Genomic DNA, 15,704 nt, shown 5'->3' with positions numbered 1-15,704 from the left:
CTCCGGCGGTGGCTTAAAAAGCCGTTGAGCCGATGAGGAGCAGGAGTGCGGATACACCATCAGGGCACATAGATGCCGAATATACGTTTGCATCCACCTCTTAATCAATCCAAGCTTGACTTCTGGGCGGGACCATATACGCCGGAGGTATTCTTAATTCAAAATACCTTGATAGAGCGTCATTGTTCTTTTGAGAAAATCCTCGCCGGAAAGTTGGGACATGGTCCGTTTGTGCTCTTCAAGTAATTTTTCACGAAATTCAGGATTATTGATGGCTTCTGTTATCTTCAGGGAAAGCTGGGTGACATCCTGCGCAGGGACAAGTGCTTCCTGCGGCAGCAGGTCCGGCATGACCCCGACGGAAGTTGAAATGAGCGGCCTGTCGCAGGCCATAATTTCCAATGCCGCTCGGGCGATGGTTTCCGACCAGAGTGAAGCTATTACTCCGATATCCATGGCAGAAATGCACGCGGTCACATCTTCGCATTTGCCGCTGATGGCGGTTATTTCGGTCAGTCCGTTATCGGTAAGCCATGTGTCCACTTCGTGCTTACTGGTGGCAGTGGGAAAACCGATTAAGAACAATTTGATGTTTTTGTCCTTCACGTTGTTGCGGGTTTTGGCGAGGGCTTCAATGAGTTCTTTCTGGCCTTTGACCCGGTCAAACCTTCCGAGCATGCCGATGACAACGTCATCATCACTGAAGCCGAATTGTTCCCGCACCTTCCTACGTCCTTCAGGATCAAAGCAAAATTTCTTGTTATCCACTCCTCCGTGGATCAGCCAGAGCCGGTTTTGAGCCAGTTCCATTTTTTTCAGAAAATGGTCAGCCATTCTTTTATTGGTAACGACTACGGCATCAGCTACTTTGGAGTGCAGATAGCGGTTAAAAAAGTCACTTTTGGGAAGCCGTTGGTCGCCTCTGGTCCTGACCAGTTTGTAGCCCATGCCCATTTTTCGCAGTATTCCCCACCAGAAAAATGCTTCTCCGCGATGGCAGTTTACTACTTGCGGTTTGTGTTTTTTGATCAGGGAAAAAACCTGCGAGCAGGCTTTAATGAGTTTATGCGGTCGGGCGGAGTTGAGTTCTATGGTTTCAACATTTAGTCCCATTTCAAGGGCTTTTTCTTCGGTTTCAGAACCGGGGACAGTGATGAGCAACACTTCGTGTCCGGCATCTTGCAGCAATTTGCTCAGATAAAGGGCATACCATGAGGTGGCATTGAACCAGCGGACGTTGATAACTTGGAAAATTCGCATGGGGTAAATGGCAATCCGTAAAAAAATAAAGGGTCTGGTGAAAAATCAACCTTGCGTAACTATACACAGGGTATGTTTTTTTATTAACATGATCAAATACCATTTGGTACGGATATGAATTTTTATCGTAATAATATAGGTGATTAATTGGATAGGTTAAATAATATGCCCAAAGTATCTGTAATTATACCAACTTACAATCGGGCGGAGCGGGTTTGCCGGGCGGTTGATTCTGTGCTTGATCAGAAATTTACGGATTTCGAATGCCTGATTGTGGATGACGGTTCTACAGATGATACAGCGAAAAGGCTGGCGGAATATGATGATCCCCGTTTGAAGGTTGTTCAGCAGGAGAATAGGGGTGTTTCAGCAGCACGCAATGTTGGAATATCCGCTTCACAGGGTGAATTTATTGCTTTGCTGGATTCTGATGATGAATGGGTGCCGGAAAAATTGCAAAAGCAAGTGCCTTTTATGGAAGAGGGTCGTTTTGAAATCAGTCAGACCGATGAAATCTGGATTCGTAAGGGCAAACGGGTCAACCAGTGTAAAAAGCACGAAAAGCCGGAAGGAATGTTTTTCGACCGTTCACTTGAAATGTGTATGGTCAGCCCTTCCTGTGTGATCTTCAGCCGCAAGTTCTGGGATGAATTGGGGCCGTTCGACGAAGATATGCCTGCCTGCGAGGACTACGACCTTTGGATCAGGGCCGGACTTAAATATCCGGTAGGTCTTTTGCGTGAGCGTTTGACGGTAAAGCACGGCGGGCGTCCTGACCAATTATCCAACAGCGTAGGGTGTTTGGACTTATACAGAATCTACGCTATAGTTAAGCTGCTTCATGCAGGAAATCTCTCCGGGGATGAATATGACATGGCTCTTGCTGAATTACAGCGTAAGGCCGGTTTTTATATCGGCGGATGCAGGAAGCGGGGACGTGACGGGCAGGCTGCAAAAATGGAGCGGCTGATGCAGGATGTTGCGACCGGGAAGACGGTTGTGCCTGCTGAAATAATTAAAATATAAAACGGGCCGGAATATTTGAATAAATATACTCCGGCCCTCTAATGATTAAATTAAGCGAGAATTTCTTTCTTGCTGAAGGCTTCGGTCTTGACTCTGTCGAGCAGGCTGGAAAGGCACTCCTTGACATTTTCACGAATGTCACCCGCTACGATGAGGAAGAGTAGGTCGTCGCCCGGCTTGAAAGAGCCTTCGTTGGCATGGGTAACGATTTTATAAATTCCGGGGAGTTGCTCGTGTTCCTTGCGGATTTGTTCAATCTTATCGTGGTCAGCCTTGATTTCGATGCCGGTGACTTCTTCACGGGTTCCCCGCGACCAGCCGCGGACGATTCCGTTGTGGATCAGGATCATGCCTACATTTTCGGCGAATTCCGGATCTTGTTTGAGCTCAGCTATTTTTTTTGAAATGTCCATAATTCCTCCGCAGGTAAGGAGTTGTTGTTTTGTATTCGATTTCAACTTTATTTGAAAAATTCCCTGTTGTCAGCCATTCTCGTATGGTTAACCGTGGATTTGGTGTCTGGATAGTCTGGGGGGGAGCTCTGGAAGACTCCATTGTCCGCAGTATGCGTGATTTTGGAGGCATGCTCATGAGCGAAGAACACAACCAATCTTACTGGTTTTTCTTCAGCGATGATGTCTTCCGGGTTGTGGCTCGTCTTGAAATCTGGGCCAGGCTCAACCCCATGGAACTTTTTATTCAGGTTATGCCGGCTACGCTTTTGGTTGATTACAATCTTGATCTTTCTCTTAAGGTCGATGATGAGTTTACTACTCAGGAAACAGCACTCCCTACTGAATTTGAGATTACTATTCATCCCAAGCTGGCCGACTCAGTCAAAGCCATTGCCGGCTTGAACCTTGAGGATGTCCGGACGCCTACCGGGATTTCCAAATCCGGCTGGCAGACCTTGGTCCCGGACCAGGGGCTTGGCTATGATTCCCTGCAAGATTGGTATTTTATCTTAATTCCGGTGGGTAATCCCTCGGACAAGGAATTCATTAAAGGCTGGCGGTCATTTTTTTCTGAGGTTCAGGTCATGCTTCAGAGGTTGGGCATTCAGTACATAACCTCAGATGTAAAGGTTATCCTGCCCATTGCATCTTTTTCTCTGCTCCGTACCTTCCTGCGTGAACTGCTTGTGCTTATCAGCAAGGTTAGAAATAACGAGTTGAATGAAGAAGTTTCATATTGGCCTTCAGTTATGGCACTGGTGCCGCAGATGAATATGAGCTTTAACGATGAGGTAATCCGCAAAGTTAACCTTGATTGGGACAAGCTTACCCCTGATTGTCCGCATTTGCGCTATCGGGACGCTTTTCTGCTTGGGAACGACTTCGCAGTTAATGAAGTGCGCTTCGGGAGTGAGCAGGAGAATGTGGACGGATGGTGTCATGTCAGTCTCAAGCAAGGAGTCAATGATAGCGGATCGGCAGCAGTGTCGGTTACTATTTCCCGCAGGGTTTCAGTGGGAGAATTGGATGATTGTTTTTATTGCGGCATGAAAAACCACCTTCCGTCAGATTGTCCCAGCCGGACTCTGGAAGGCCTCGATCCGGTGGTCTGGAAGCAGCTTGCAGCCATCGACAGTGATAAATTTACTGAAGGGTTTCAGAATATTGATTTGCAGATGCAGGGAAAAGATAACGTTATCGAGGAGTTTTCAAATCTCTTGCATAAGGGTAAAGGGTATGAGGGCATTGTTACCCGGGCTCTTTTTGCAATTAACGCAATTTCTCAGTTGCGCACAGTGTATATGGTCTGGCGTTGCCGGGGCAAGGATTGGCCCCTTGGAATCAAGGATCAGGGACCGGAAGAAGGGGAGCTGATCTGGTCCGCCTATGAGGCCTTGCAAAGAGGTTCCAGAAATGAGGCTGAAACCTTGATCAAGAATGCCATGATCCGTTTCAGTCGCAGCTATCAGCCGCGTTCGCTGATGGCATTTTACGAATTGGAAGGCGGTGATCTCGAGCAGGCTTATTTTTATTGGCAGGAGGCTGAAAGGCTTTGCTATTCGCCATTGCAACAGGGGTATTTTGTTTATCTGCAAGGCAGGATGCAGGAAGTTATGGGCGAGCTCGGAGAGGCCAGTGATCTTTACAAAAAAGCGCAGAGCAAGTGCCCGGATTGGCTGGAGCCGCAATATCGCCGGGCTGTATGCATGGTTAAGATGGGCTTTGCCGAGCAGGCCATTTCAACATTTCAGGATATTATTGAAAAGGACCCCCATTATTTCAACAGGGTGGCGATAGATCCAGAACTTGACCGGGGCAGGTTGACTGTTTTGCAGGAGATGGGTGAGCTTTGGGAAATTGCTGAAGCGGAGGCCAAGGAAGTCGCCTCGGGAATGGACACTCTTTCTTCGGATATTGCACAGTGGTTTGAGGAAGGGCATGAATTCGCTGAAGAGGCAGCCCGGTTCATGGACCGCATGAATAAGTTGGCTAAGATAAAAAACTATGTAGCTTTCAGGCAACTGACCATCGGAATAGCGCGGCTGACTGCTGAAATTGAAAAGCGGGTCGAATATGAAATTAAGGTTATCAACAAGAAGCTTGAAATTTACCGTGAGGAACTGCTGGACATTCAGCGTGAGGCTTCATGGTTTCCTTTTCCCAAACTGTTGACTGAATTCAACAGTGATTTCAACTATTGTGCCGATAAGATTTATTGGATTAAGACCCAGCAGCTCAATGTGGCGGAAACGTTCCGCAAAACCCAGCGTTATCTGGATCGCATTGATGATCGTTTAGGAAAGCTTAAAAAGCGGCTGGTCACTCTCAGAGTAGTTCGTGATTCGACCCTGTTCATTATGCTTCTGGGCAGGAGTTTTATTTGGCTGGAAGTTGTATTTCTCGGGTTGGCATTGCTATGCATTCCTTTACTGATATACTATTCGAATAATTTCCAATCAAATTTTATTATTGATATGATTATCCGCCAGAAGTGGGAGTTTCAGAAAGGATTGATCTTGATCCTAAGTATTCTGGCTTTGGCTGTTGCGGCTTTTCGGGCTGCGGTGGTTTTTGAGAAAAAGAAAAGGGAACTCTTTCTTATTGATGACGGCAAGGATGATGATTGATCCGTTTGTTCTGTTGTAATTTAAGGCCCTTCCGATTATTTCTGGAGGGCTTTTTTTCTTTTTGTCATAAAACTATAATTGATTGGTACACTTGGTGCAAAACCTATGTTGAGAAAATATTTTTTTGACAGAGGGACGCCATGACTAATGTGACCAACGATATTGCCGCAATGATGAAGATGCTGGGGAATGTTTCCGGTACAGCCGGAGATTCCGCTCCCAACCTTGACGCCATGAAGGGGAAGGCCGGGGCCTTTGATATGGAACTCATGATGGCGAATAAGCTGTTTTCCGGTGGCTCAAGTGATGAGTTCTCGGCAGGCAACATGGATATGGGAGTTATGAATGATGTGCTCATGCTGGAAGCTTTGAGCGCACTTAACTCCATTAAAGGGATGCAGGGCGGTGCTGGGCAGAGCGCTCAGGCTCTGAATTCCTATCGTGCCACGGCTGCCGCAGCGGATAATATGCCTGTCAAAAAAATGGATTTTCCTGTTGTTTCCGGTGATCTTTCCGCAAAATTTGAATCAGGCTCCACGGGTGTTTCCGCCATCGGTTATGACCGGGTGGGCGGTACTTCGTATGGCAAGTACCAGATCGCCTCCAAGACCGGGACAATGGATAAGTTTATTCAATTCCTGAAGGACAAGGCTCCGGAAATGGCGGATAAACTGCTTGGTGCCGGGCCTGCTGATACCGGGTCAAAAGCTGGTTCTATGCCTGCTCTCTGGAAGCAAATGGCGGATGCTGATCCCAAGGGTTTTGAAAAATTACAGCACGATTTTATTCAGGGCAGTCATTACGATCCTGCTGCAAAAATGATTCTTGATAAAACCGGAATTGATATGAATTCCATGCCTGCACCTATTCGCGAGGTTCTTTGGTCCACCTCGGTTCAGCATGGCCCTACCGGGGCCTCTCGTTTGATTGCCAAGGCTATCGATAAGCTGGCCGCTAATGCCGAGAGCAAAGGCTTCCCCGCTGATTTGGTCAAAGAAATTTATGGCGAACGCAAAGGACAGTTTTCATCATCCACAGAGCGGGTACAAAAAAGCGTAGCCAATCGTTTTCAGCAGGAACAGAACACAGTCCTGTCAATGCTGGAAGGAATTTCTAAAACAGCTTAAGATGTCTCCGACGGCTGGGGAAGGGAAACTTTTGGGAAAAGTTTCCCTTCCCCAGACCCCATCCCATCAAAACTTTTTAATAAGCTTCGCATATAGCTTGTTAGGGCTATTTTCAAAAAACAACCGCAATATCCTGAAAGATATTGCGGTTGTTTGCGTTTGTATGATTCAACTCGCGAAGCGGCGAAGCCTGATAAAAAGTTTTGGGATTCTTAAACCCTTTTCCCAAAAGGGTTTAAGCCGCCGGAGGCATAAATTTATTTCTTAGCCAGTTTTTCTTCTAAAGACTGATCAATATCTACGTGCAGATTCTGAAGCACGTTGTCTACGGCGACCTGTCCGTGCGCCCAGCCTTTGACCTTGCGTACGTCTTTTACCAGCGCACACATTACATCCGCTTTGGAATCGTTGGTTCGGTAGCTTTTTAGGGCTGCAAGTATGGCTGCTTCATGTAAAGTCTGTTCCGGTACTTCCTGTCCGGGATGGTCCCGCTTAAGGATAACGTGAGAACCGGGGCCGTCTTGCACGTGGAACCAGTAATCGAAAACAGAAGATACTTTACTCAAAATTTCATGGTTGGCCTTGCTATTCTTACCCCGGATCATGAGAAAACCATCAGATGAAATGAACAGAGAAGCAGCGATGCTCTTGTATTTCTTGGGTATCTCAATATTTGTCTTTTTTTGGCCTTTGCTGGCGGAGGGCATAAGGTTGGCCTTCAGGAACTGTTCATGCTCAGCTTCAACTTCCTGCTTGCGTCGTTCCATGTGCTTGAATCCACGCTGAGCCTTTGCTGCGAAACGGAATATTTTTTCCATGTTCTCAGTGGGAGTCAGGAGTGGATCAAGCTCAACTTCCATCTCACCATGTTCGGGATGGTTCACCGTGACCCTGTCCAGCTCGCGCAAATCCTTTAAACGGTACATCTCCGCTTGCAGGGCTTCGGCCTCGATCTTGCGGGCCTGCATGGAACGCAACCGTTCCTCTTCCTGTTCAATGCGCTTGAAAATTTTTTTGAATTTCTTTTTGCCACTTTTGAGGGTGCTACGCTGTTCCGCATTTTCCATGCGCTCCATGACCGGAAAAAGAATTTTTTCCCCATAGACTGAAGACGCTTCGATGGCTGAATCGTACTTTTGCTCATCCGCCTTGGGATTTGACCAGACACGCGGGGCTATGAGTTCGCCTTTTTTTTCTGATATGTAGAAATCATTTGCTACGCCGTTTTGAAGTCGGCTCAGCAGACTACGTCCATCAGTTTCATTAAGCGCATTCAGGCTTTTACGTAGGGGAGGGGATATCTGCGGAAAATCACGCCATATCTCTTTATTTGAGCGTGTTTCCTCGTACGCGGGCCATGTTACGGTCGCAGGGAATCCTTCGGGCAGGTCATGAATCAGTGAAACTCCCTTTTTCATGTCCAGCAGCAGATAGCGGTACTTGTCGCGTTGTATCCACGGGGAAAGTGTAAAGGCGATTCGCAGGTTGATCCAGTCGTGATGAGCTTCAAAAAGCCTGCGCCCGGCCAGCCGTTTGCGCAGCCACATGACTTGTGACGGAGGGCTGGGGGGATTGACTGGTTTTACCCTTGAAAGAAAGAGCAGGCCCACCGATTTGGCGGGCCTGAATAGAAGATATTCCTTGCCTCCCTTTGATTGGAGCGTGAAAGTCCACACTCCCTCAGCGGGGGCAAATATTTTTTCCACCCTGCGGCCCTTGAGATTTTCCTCAAGTTCTCCGGTCAGGGCACGAAAGAAGTGTGCATCCATTTAATTGTATCCGGGCTTAGTCTCCGCGGTTCTGTTCTTCTTCCTCCTGCTTGCTCTTACAGGCAATGCAGAGGGTAGTTACCGGGCGGGCCTTGAGCCTTGGAACGGAGATGTCATCACCACAGGCGTGGCAGATACCGAAGTCACCGTCATCAATGCGTTGGATGGCCTTCTGGATTTTTTTGATGAGTTTGCGCTCCCTGTCCCTGAGTCTTAGAGTGAAGGCACGGTCGGACTCGGCGGTTGCGCGGTCTGCGGGGTCTGCATAAGTTTCCCCGGATTCAGTCATGTCTTCGATGGTTTCCTGTCCCTTCTGAAGAATGTCGTTGAGCATCTTGTTCAGGGTTTCGCGGAAGAATTCAATATCTTTTTGTTCCATATTGATAACCTCTCTTTATTTATAGTGAGGTGGGGTTACGACTTTACCAAAACGACTCTAACAATATTTTAAGATGCATGGTATTAGCCTAAAGTTGGCATGGAAGTAAAGGGCATGATAAAAAAAAATAAAAAAATAAAAATTTAAAACGGTTGACAAAAAAAAACAGCTGCCCTAAACACTTTTTCAGCGACACACAAGTCGTTCTTTGAAAATAAATTGCATAATTTCTCAAGCTTAAAGCTAGTTGGATAGTTGATGAATTTATTTCCGGCTGTCATGAGAAAACAAAGCAAGAAAGATAGCAAATTTAAAAAAAGTGTTGACAGTTTTTTGGCAGCAAGTTAAAAACTGCTTCGCTTTTGTGAGCGGGAATAACTCAGTGGTAGAGTACAACCTTGCCAAGGTTGGAGTCGCGAGTTCAAATCTCGTTTCCCGCTCCAAATATTTCGGCGACATAGCCAAGTGGTAAGGCAGAGGTCTGCAAAACCTCCATTCTCCGGTTCAAATCCGGATGTCGCCTCCATGAGCGGGAATAACTCAGTGGTAGAGTACAACCTTGCCAAGGTTGGAGTCGCGAGTTCAAATCTCGTTTCCCGCTCCACTAAATTTCTTGGGCTGATCCCAGTGATCGGCCTTCCTTCACACCACTTGAAGGAGAACTCTCTGAGCGGGAATAACTCAGCGGTAGAGTACAACCTTGCCAAGGTTGGAGTCGCGAGTTCAAATCTCGTTTCCCGCTCCAGATTTTTCAGGCCTTCCTAGTTCAGGGAGGCCGTTTTCTTTCCGTAATACGGATATCGAGCGGGAATAACTCAGTGGTAGAGTACAACCTTGCCAAGGTTGGAGTCGCGAGTTCAAATCTCGTTTCCCGCTCCAAAAAAAATTTCAGGCGGCATAGCCAAGTGGTAAGGCAGAGGTCTGCAAAACCTCCATTCTCCAGTTCAAATCTGGATGCCGCCTCCATTAGCGGGAATAACTCAGTGGTAGAGTACAACCTTGCCAAGGTTGGAGTCGCGAGTTCAAATCTCGTTTCCCGCTCCAGATTTTTAGGGTCGATCAGAAATGATCGACCCTTTTTTTGTGCATTTTGCGACGGATGTTGACCACCCGCAGGTTAATGATTACTCCTTTTGCTCTACAGAGCTAAATCCACTTCATTGAAGTATGGTTTTCCCTGTTTGGACAGGGTGAAATGAATTTCGAATATTCCTTCAGGAGGTTTCCTTGAAAAATATAGCGTTACAGTCCGTTGCGACTTTTGATGAATTGCTTGCTGCGGCCCGGAACAAGTTCGGTGCGATCAAGTTTGAAGAAGTTAAAGTGGGCGATCATATTTTCGAACTGGCACAGATCGCGGATATGCCTGCGTATCTTGATAAACTCGTGAACAAGGCAAGGGGCGGTAAAAAAATTGATCTGCCTCTCTGGGCTAAGATCTGGCCTTCCTCTCTTGTTCTGGGGTTTTACGCTTTAAAGTTCAAGGCGGTTGAAGGTGCAAAGTTTCTTGAAGTCGGTACTGATGGCGGGCTGTGCGGTATGATTGCGGCCAGTCGCGGTTATGAAGTTGTGCTTGCTGATACTGATGACGATGCTCTGCTTTTTGCCCGGTTGAATGTTTCCCGCAACAAGCTTGATGAAAAAATCAGCATGCATAAGGTTGATTTTTCTGAGACCAATTTGGAAGAAAAATTCAATTATATTATGGGTTGTGAGATCCTTCATCGCGATGATGTTGCCGAATCTCTGCCCGGATTCATTGCTAAACATCTGGTTGAAGCAAAGGATTCCGAGGTTTTGCTGGCCATGGATAAAAAGCGCGGCGGTAAGAAATTTTTTGAGCAGACCAAGGACAGCTACCGCCTGATGAAGCAGGAAGTTCCTTTTGCCGGAAATGCTGATGAAGGTAAGTCTATCGTTTCTTTGGTCAGGATGGGAGTGAAGTAATGCTGGAACTTAAATCGTGCCCTAAAGTTTACTCTAAGGATCAGGATAAGGCGGTCAGCCCTGAGGAGACCGTTTCCCGGGTTAAGGCACTGCTGGAAGAAAAGTGCAACGGTGTTTTGAAATGCACGCGTAAGATTGATACGGGACGTCTCGGCATCCCTGTTTTTATTAGCGAGTGCGGTGACGAAGCCCGCGAAGTGATGCCCACCCGTAAGCAGATGGGCAAGGGTGCATCTGTGGCACAGGCTGAAGCCTCTGCACTGATGGAGTTGGTGGAACGGTTCAGCTTTTTCAGCTTCTGGTCCAAGCCGGATAATTTTACCCTCGCCACTTACAGTGAAGCAGAGGAGCTCTGGCCCGGTAAGGTTATTTCCATTGAGAAGATTCTGCAATCCGTGGATGAGGAAATGGACCCCGGAAAGGCGCGGGTTATTCTCGATCTGGTGCGCTGGCATTTCTATCCCGCACTGAATGTGCATACCGGTGAAGAAGAGTATGTGCCGCTTGACTGGTTTAAGATTCTTAACGAGTTTAACGGTTCTTCTGCGGGAAATACTCCTGAAGAGTCAGTGCTTCAGGGGGCAAGCGAGCTGGTTGAAAGGCATGTCTGCGCAGTGATTGACCGTGAACGCCCTGAAGTTCCGGTGATCGACCCGGCTTCCTGTGAAGACGAAGTTCTTTCTAATCTTTGCAAATGCTTTGATGACAACGAAATCAAATACATCATCAACGACTTTTCGTTTGGTATGCCTCTGCCTACGGTGGCGGTCACCGCATGGGACCCCTCCAGTTTTCCGGGTATGAGTGAGATTGTTTTTACCGCCGGTACTTCCGCTTCTCCGTGCAAGGCTGCTATTCGTGCTTTTACCGAGGTTGCGCAGTTGGCCGGGGATTTTGAAACCGGACGTGTATATGAAGCATCAGGGTTGCCCAAATTTACTGAGATCGAGCAGACCGGTTGGCTGGGAGCAGGTCAGTGTGTGAAGATGAACTCCCTGCCGTCCGTTGAAAGTGGTGATATTTATGACGAGCTGAAGCTGTTCGCCGCTCAGTTGGAAGAAAAGGGGTACACTTTGTACACTGTGGATACCACTCATCCTGAACTGGGAGTGCCTGCAAACTACAATTTTGTGCCCGGATTTGATTTTCGTGAGCGTACCCCGCACGCCAGCCTCGGTCTTTTTGTAGGACGTATTCTTTCCGAGAAGGTTGCTCTCGACATTGCCGGTGACGGTCTGGACGTGATTTCTGATATTTATGGTGAACCTTATTTTGTTCCTTTCTTTGAGGGCATGCTGGCTCTGCGTGGCGGGGATACTTCCAGTGCAGTGGATATGTTCAGCATTGCGGTAGAGATGCAGCCTGCTGATGAAGAAAAGGCCCTGTCTGCATTTTACACCGCTTACGCCCTCTCGCTTGAGGAGAGGTGGCCGGAAACGATTCCTTACCTTGATCGGGCTATCGAGTTTGATGACGAGGCCAAGGAATACTTCAACCTGCGCGGCGTGGCTAAATTTAAAGGCAAGGACTATGCGCTGGCTGCGGTTGATTTCAAGGCGGCTCTTGCTCTGGATAGCGGGTCTGCTTCAGATCTTGCCAATCTGGGGTTGTGTCATAAATTTATGGGTGAAGATGATGAAGCCATTGAATATTTGACCACAGCGCTGGAGCTTGATCCTTCCCTTGAATATGCTCTGCCGCATCTTCAGGAATTACTCGATAAATAAATTGTCATTTTGTGTGGTTCTAATCAGAACTTTATTGACAAGAACCGAGTTAGAGGCTTATTTCAATTTGAGCAAAAACGTATAGAGATTTTGCGCTGAAAAAATAGTTGTGAAGCAGCGGATCGCTGTTTTTGGATATGGCTGGTTCGGCTTAGTCCGGACCTATATTACTAAATGTAAATATTCCTAGGAGTATTATTATGGCTCTCGTAGAATTCATGGGCAAAAGCTTTGACGTTGATGAAGATGGTTTCCTCCTGAAGTTTGAAGACTGGTGCCCCGAGTGGGTTGACTTCTGCAAAGAAGGCGAAGGTATCAAAGAACTCAACGAAGAACACCAGAAAGTTATTGACTTCCTGCAGGACTACTACAAGAAGAACGGTATCGCTCCCATGGTGCGTATCCTCTCTAAAGTAACTGGTTTCAAACTGAAGCACATCTACGAACTGTTCCCCTCCGGTCCCGGTAAGGGAGCTTGTAAGATGGCTGGTCTGCCTAAGCCTACTGGCTGCGTTTAGTTCCAGACAGCTTTCAGAATATTTGGGCGGGATCCTCGCGATCCCGCCTTTTTTATTCAAATGCGGTATAGATGATTGGTGACGGTCCGGCTATTGAGAGGAACTTGGGCTATAAATAGGCCTTGATTTGATAGTTGAATCGTCAGCAGGCATCTGGTTTGTCTGTTCGTCCCGGCCGCTTGACGTGAGTTAGGCGGGCCTGTTAACTTATGGCACCAAAAATTGCGGAACTGGGCAAAAAATGCTTGCATATTCTTATGTGTAAGTGTATTCGGCCTTGTTTTCACGGTTAACAAAGACAGGAGAAAGTCATGAAAAAAGATATCCATCCCAAGCTTCATAAGGCAACCGTACGTTGTCACTGCGGTTATGAGTCCGAACTCTACTCCACCATTGGTGAAGAAGTGAGTACTGAAATTTGTTCCAACTGCCATCCTTTTTACACTGGTAAGCAGCGTTTTGTAGATACCGCTGGTCGTATCGATCGCTTCAAGAAGAAATTCGGTAGCTTCGACGCAGCAAGTAAAGTTAAGGGCAACTAGCTCATATTTCTGCGGTTTTGCCGCGTGAACATGCCTCTGCCGTATTGAACGGTAGAGGCATGTCCTTTTTTGAAATATTTCAAAGTCCTGCATCGTAGCCGGGTGGGACGTTTTCAATCCCTCCCCGCTGTATTCTTAAGTAATGATTTTCATTCTCGCTCTTGCTTGACGGCTGTGAATGATTATTTTACCTGAGAAACATTATTTTTTACAGGGCATCTGCCCCTTACAGTGAGGAAACGGATTTGAAATCATCTCTTCTGATGTCCGCAGCCAAGACCGTTGGCGGACAGGCTGTTATCGAAGGCGTTATGATGCGCGCAAAGGACAACCTCGCCATCGCTGTCCGTCGTCCTGACGGTGAAATTATCGTTGAACTTCGTCCCTGGTTCTCAATGACACCCGCGTTTATGAAAAAACCTTTTCTGCGCGGTTTTCCTATTTTTATGGAAACCATGGTCAACGGCGTCAAAGCTCTGAACTATTCTGCTACACAAGCTCTCGATGAAGAGGAAGACGGCGAATTGACCACCTTTCACCTTGTGCTGACCATGGTCATCGCACTTGGTGCTGCGCTGGGTCTTTTCGTTGTGCTGCCGCACTTTTTTTCCGTGGCCATGAAGTGGTGGGGTGTCTCCGGCGGTGTGGATTCTCTGAGTTTTCACATTTGGGACGGCTTTTTCAAGATGGTCATGTTCATCGGTTACATTGTCTCCATTTCATTTGTTCCGGACATCAAGCGCGTGTTTGAATATCACGGTGCGGAGCATAAGGCCATCTGGGCTTTTGAAGCTGGCGGTAACCTTGATGTTTGCGAGATCAAAAAATTCAGCAGACTCCATCCCCGCTGTGGAACGGCTTTTCTGCTTTTCGTACTAGTGGTGAGTATTTTGCTTTTCACTGTGCTGGTTCCCATGATTGTTGCCATCTGGGCTCCGCAAACTTTTGTGCTTAAACATTTATATATAGTCGGTATCAAGTTGCTGCTGATGGCTCCTGTAAGTGCGGTCGCCTATGAAATGATCAAGGCATCTTCCAAGCATGAGGATAAGGCCCTGTGCAAGGCCGCCTGCCTGCCCGGAATGGGAATGCAGTTGCTGACTACCCGTGAGCCGGACGAAGAGCAGATTGAAGTTGCTCTCGCGGCACTCAAGACGGCGGTTGCTGCCGATGCTGATGGAGGAAACAGCTGATGTTTGCCAAGTTGGAAGATATTGAACGTTCTTTCATGGATCTGGAGCAGGAGCTTGCAGATCCGGAAGTTTATAATAATCAGGAGCGGTACAAGAAAGTAACCATTGCCCATTCCGAGCTTGGTGAAGTTGTAGCTGTTTTTCGTGAATACAAACAGCTTTCCGCCGACCTTGAAGATAACAAGGAAATGGCCGCTGATTCCGATCCTGAGATTCGCGAAATGGCTGAAATGGAAATCGCCGAGATTAAGAGCCGTCTTCCCAAGCTGGAAGAGGAACTTAAGCTTCTCCTGTTGCCTAAAGACCCCATGGACGGCAAGAACATTATTCTTGAAATCCGTGCCGGTACCGGCGGCGAGGAAGCAGCTCTTTTTGCTGCCGACCTTTTTCGCATGTATTCCCGTTTTGCTGAATCCAACGGTTGGAAGGTTGAAGTCATGAACTCCAACCACACCGGAACAGGCGGTTTTAAAGAAATCATTGCTGCTATCAGCGGTAGCCGCATCTATTCCAAGATGAAATACGAGTCCGGTACCCACCGTGTTCAGCGTGTGCCTGCTACTGAAACTCAGGGACGTATTCACACTTCAGCGGCTACTGTGGCGATTATGCCCGAAGCTGAAGAAGTTGACGTACAGGTTCGCAATGAAGATTTGCGCATCGACGTCTTCCGTGCTTCCGGTCCCGGCGGTCAGTCCGTTAACACCACTGACTCAGCTATCCGCATTACTCACCTTCCGACCGGGCTGGTTGTTATTTGCCAGGATGAAAAGTCCCAGCATAAAAACAAGGCCAAGGCTATGAAGGTTCTCTGCTCCCGTCTGTTGCAGGCCGAGCAGGACAAGCAGCATGCTGAAATGGCTGAGCAGCGTCGCGCACAGGTCGGTTCCGGTGACCGTTCAGAACGTATTCGTACTTACAACTTTCCACAGGGTAGAATTACCGACCACCGTATCAACCTGACTCTCTACAAGCTTGATGCTGTGATGGAAGGGGATATGAACGAAGTTGTTGATGCCCTCGTCGGTCATTATCAGTCTGAAGCTCTCAAACAGCAGGCTCAGGACTAATTAGTTTTAGTTTAGAATATTTGAGCGGGATGTTTTTCGAAATGTCTCGCTTTTTTTGTTTTTG

At 47.5% G+C, this 15,704-nt stretch carries 14 protein-coding genes and 7 tRNA genes; 17 read left to right on the top strand and 4 right to left on the bottom strand.

All coding sequences use genetic code 11. The annotated features are described in order from the left end of the window. Window positions 1-153: 153 nt before the first annotated feature. The gene (locus D0S45_13855; GenBank protein TIH14133.1) at window positions 154-1,260 is read right to left on the bottom strand and encodes a glycosyltransferase; all 1,107 of its coding nucleotides are present in this window, start codon (window positions 1,258-1,260) and stop codon (window positions 154-156) included. Between the two features lie 147 nt (window positions 1,261-1,407). Between D0S45_13855 and D0S45_13850 the strand changes: the two genes are divergently transcribed. Beyond that, a complete protein-coding gene (locus D0S45_13850; GenBank protein ID TIH14132.1) occupies window positions 1,408-2,286 on the top strand; it encodes a glycosyltransferase family 2 protein in 879 nt (292 codons plus the stop codon). Between the two features lie 50 nt (window positions 2,287-2,336). On the opposite strand, the gene D0S45_13845 is transcribed toward D0S45_13850, so the two are convergent. Continuing rightward, a complete protein-coding gene (locus tag D0S45_13845; GenBank protein TIH14131.1) occupies window positions 2,337-2,699 on the bottom strand; it encodes a molybdenum cofactor biosynthesis protein in 363 nt (120 codons plus the stop codon). A gap of 29 nt (window positions 2,700-2,728) precedes the next feature. Here D0S45_13845 and D0S45_13840 point away from each other — a divergent pair, with 29 nt between their 5' ends. From D0S45_13840 to D0S45_13830, 3 genes are all read left to right on the top strand, one after another. Beyond that, a complete protein-coding gene (locus tag D0S45_13840; protein ID TIH14130.1) occupies window positions 2,729-5,368 on the top strand; it encodes a hypothetical protein in 2,640 nt (879 codons plus the stop codon). Window positions 5,369-5,508: 140 nt separating this feature from the next. Beyond that, window positions 5,509-6,495: a hypothetical protein gene (locus D0S45_13835; protein ID TIH14129.1), complete on the top strand. Its 987-nt coding sequence runs from the start codon at window positions 5,509-5,511 to the stop codon at window positions 6,493-6,495. A gap of 1 nt (window position 6,496) precedes the next feature. Further along, entirely contained in the window at window positions 6,497-6,763 is a 267-nt protein-coding gene (locus tag D0S45_13830; protein ID TIH14128.1) for a hypothetical protein, read from the top strand. Here D0S45_13830 and D0S45_13825 read toward each other — a convergent pair. Together D0S45_13825 and dksA are read right to left on the bottom strand one after the other, a co-directional pair. Continuing rightward, window positions 6,753-8,264: a DUF814 domain-containing protein gene (locus tag D0S45_13825; GenBank protein TIH14127.1), complete on the bottom strand. Its 1,512-nt coding sequence runs from the start codon at window positions 8,262-8,264 to the stop codon at window positions 6,753-6,755. The two genes, D0S45_13830 and D0S45_13825, sit on opposite strands and share 11 nt — an antisense overlap. Window positions 8,265-8,280: 16 nt before the next feature. Next, window positions 8,281-8,643 (bottom strand): RNA polymerase-binding protein DksA, encoded by a 363-nt coding sequence (dksA, locus tag D0S45_13820; protein ID TIH14126.1) that lies wholly within the window; start codon window positions 8,641-8,643, stop codon window positions 8,281-8,283. 368 nt (window positions 8,644-9,011) lie between these two features. Here dksA and D0S45_13815 point away from each other — a divergent pair. The 13 genes from D0S45_13815 (at window position 9,012) to D0S45_13755 (ending at window position 15,640) form a co-directional block, all read left to right on the top strand. Continuing rightward, window positions 9,012-9,086: transfer RNA gene (locus D0S45_13815), tRNA-Gly, on the top strand. An 8-nt stretch (window positions 9,087-9,094) separates the two neighbouring features. After that, a tRNA-Cys gene (locus D0S45_13810) sits at window positions 9,095-9,169 on the top strand. A 3-nt stretch (window positions 9,170-9,172) separates the two neighbouring features. Continuing rightward, window positions 9,173-9,247, top strand: a tRNA-Gly gene (locus D0S45_13805). A gap of 66 nt (window positions 9,248-9,313) precedes the next feature. After that, window positions 9,314-9,388, top strand: a tRNA-Gly gene (locus D0S45_13800). A gap of 59 nt (window positions 9,389-9,447) precedes the next feature. Continuing rightward, window positions 9,448-9,522, top strand: a tRNA-Gly gene (locus D0S45_13795). Window positions 9,523-9,534: 12 nt separating this feature from the next. Further along, window positions 9,535-9,609, top strand: a tRNA-Cys gene (locus D0S45_13790). Window positions 9,610-9,612: 3 nt separating this feature from the next. After that, a tRNA-Gly gene (locus D0S45_13785) sits at window positions 9,613-9,687 on the top strand. Between the two features lie 183 nt (window positions 9,688-9,870). Next, window positions 9,871-10,590, top strand: coding sequence for a methyltransferase (locus D0S45_13780; GenBank protein TIH14125.1), 720 nt, complete (start codon window positions 9,871-9,873; stop codon window positions 10,588-10,590). Next, on the top strand, window positions 10,590-12,317 hold the full coding sequence (locus D0S45_13775; protein TIH14124.1) for a hypothetical protein: 1,728 nt from the start codon (window positions 10,590-10,592) through the stop codon (window positions 12,315-12,317). Before D0S45_13780 ends, D0S45_13775 begins: the two co-directional genes overlap by 1 nt. Before the next feature lie 200 nt (window positions 12,318-12,517). Next, window positions 12,518-12,835, top strand: a complete 318-nt coding sequence (gene tusE, locus D0S45_13770; protein TIH14123.1) for a TusE/DsrC/DsvC family sulfur relay protein — start codon at window positions 12,518-12,520, stop codon at window positions 12,833-12,835. Between the two features lie 311 nt (window positions 12,836-13,146). Continuing rightward, a complete protein-coding gene (locus D0S45_13765) occupies window positions 13,147-13,377 on the top strand; it encodes a 50S ribosomal protein L31 (GenBank protein ID TIH14122.1) in 231 nt (76 codons plus the stop codon). Window positions 13,378-13,640: 263 nt separating this feature from the next. Next, window positions 13,641-14,570 (top strand): DUF1385 domain-containing protein, encoded by a 930-nt coding sequence (locus D0S45_13760; protein ID TIH14140.1) that lies wholly within the window; start codon window positions 13,641-13,643, stop codon window positions 14,568-14,570. After that, window positions 14,570-15,640 carry a peptide chain release factor 1 gene (locus D0S45_13755; protein ID TIH14121.1) on the top strand — a complete coding sequence of 357 codons (1,071 nt, stop codon included), beginning with the start codon at window positions 14,570-14,572 and terminating at the stop codon, window positions 15,638-15,640. Before D0S45_13760 ends, D0S45_13755 begins: the two co-directional genes overlap by 1 nt. The last annotated feature ends 64 nt before the right edge of the window (window positions 15,641-15,704 follow it).

This window comes from Marinifilum sp. JC120, from assembly GCA_004923195.1.
Lineage (GTDB): Bacteria > Desulfobacterota > Desulfovibrionia > Desulfovibrionales > Desulfovibrionaceae > Maridesulfovibrio.
Note: the sequence above shows the minus strand (reverse complement) of the source record. Positions and strands in the feature narration are given on the sequence as shown.

Coding starts and splice junctions, on each gene's coding strand:
- D0S45_13855 (TIH14133.1), bottom strand. CDS start 1,260: ATGCGAATTTTCCAAGTTATCAACGTCCGCTGGTTCAATGCCACCTCA.
- D0S45_13845 (TIH14131.1), bottom strand. CDS start 2,699: ATGGACATTTCAAAAAAAATAGCTGAGCTCAAACAAGATCCGGAATTC.
- D0S45_13835 (TIH14129.1), top strand. CDS start 5,509: ATGACTAATGTGACCAACGATATTGCCGCAATGATGAAGATGCTGGGG.
- D0S45_13830 (TIH14128.1), top strand. CDS start 6,497: ATGTCTCCGACGGCTGGGGAAGGGAAACTTTTGGGAAAAGTTTCCCTT.
- D0S45_13825 (TIH14127.1), bottom strand. CDS start 8,264: ATGGATGCACACTTCTTTCGTGCCCTGACCGGAGAACTTGAGGAAAAT.
- dksA (TIH14126.1), bottom strand. CDS start 8,643: ATGGAACAAAAAGATATTGAATTCTTCCGCGAAACCCTGAACAAGATG.
- D0S45_13775 (TIH14124.1), top strand. CDS start 10,590: ATGCTGGAACTTAAATCGTGCCCTAAAGTTTACTCTAAGGATCAGGAT.
- tusE (TIH14123.1), top strand. CDS start 12,518: ATGGCTCTCGTAGAATTCATGGGCAAAAGCTTTGACGTTGATGAAGAT.
- D0S45_13765 (TIH14122.1), top strand. CDS start 13,147: ATGAAAAAAGATATCCATCCCAAGCTTCATAAGGCAACCGTACGTTGT.
- D0S45_13760 (TIH14140.1), top strand. CDS start 13,641: ATGTCCGCAGCCAAGACCGTTGGCGGACAGGCTGTTATCGAAGGCGTT.
- D0S45_13755 (TIH14121.1), top strand. CDS start 14,570: ATGTTTGCCAAGTTGGAAGATATTGAACGTTCTTTCATGGATCTGGAG.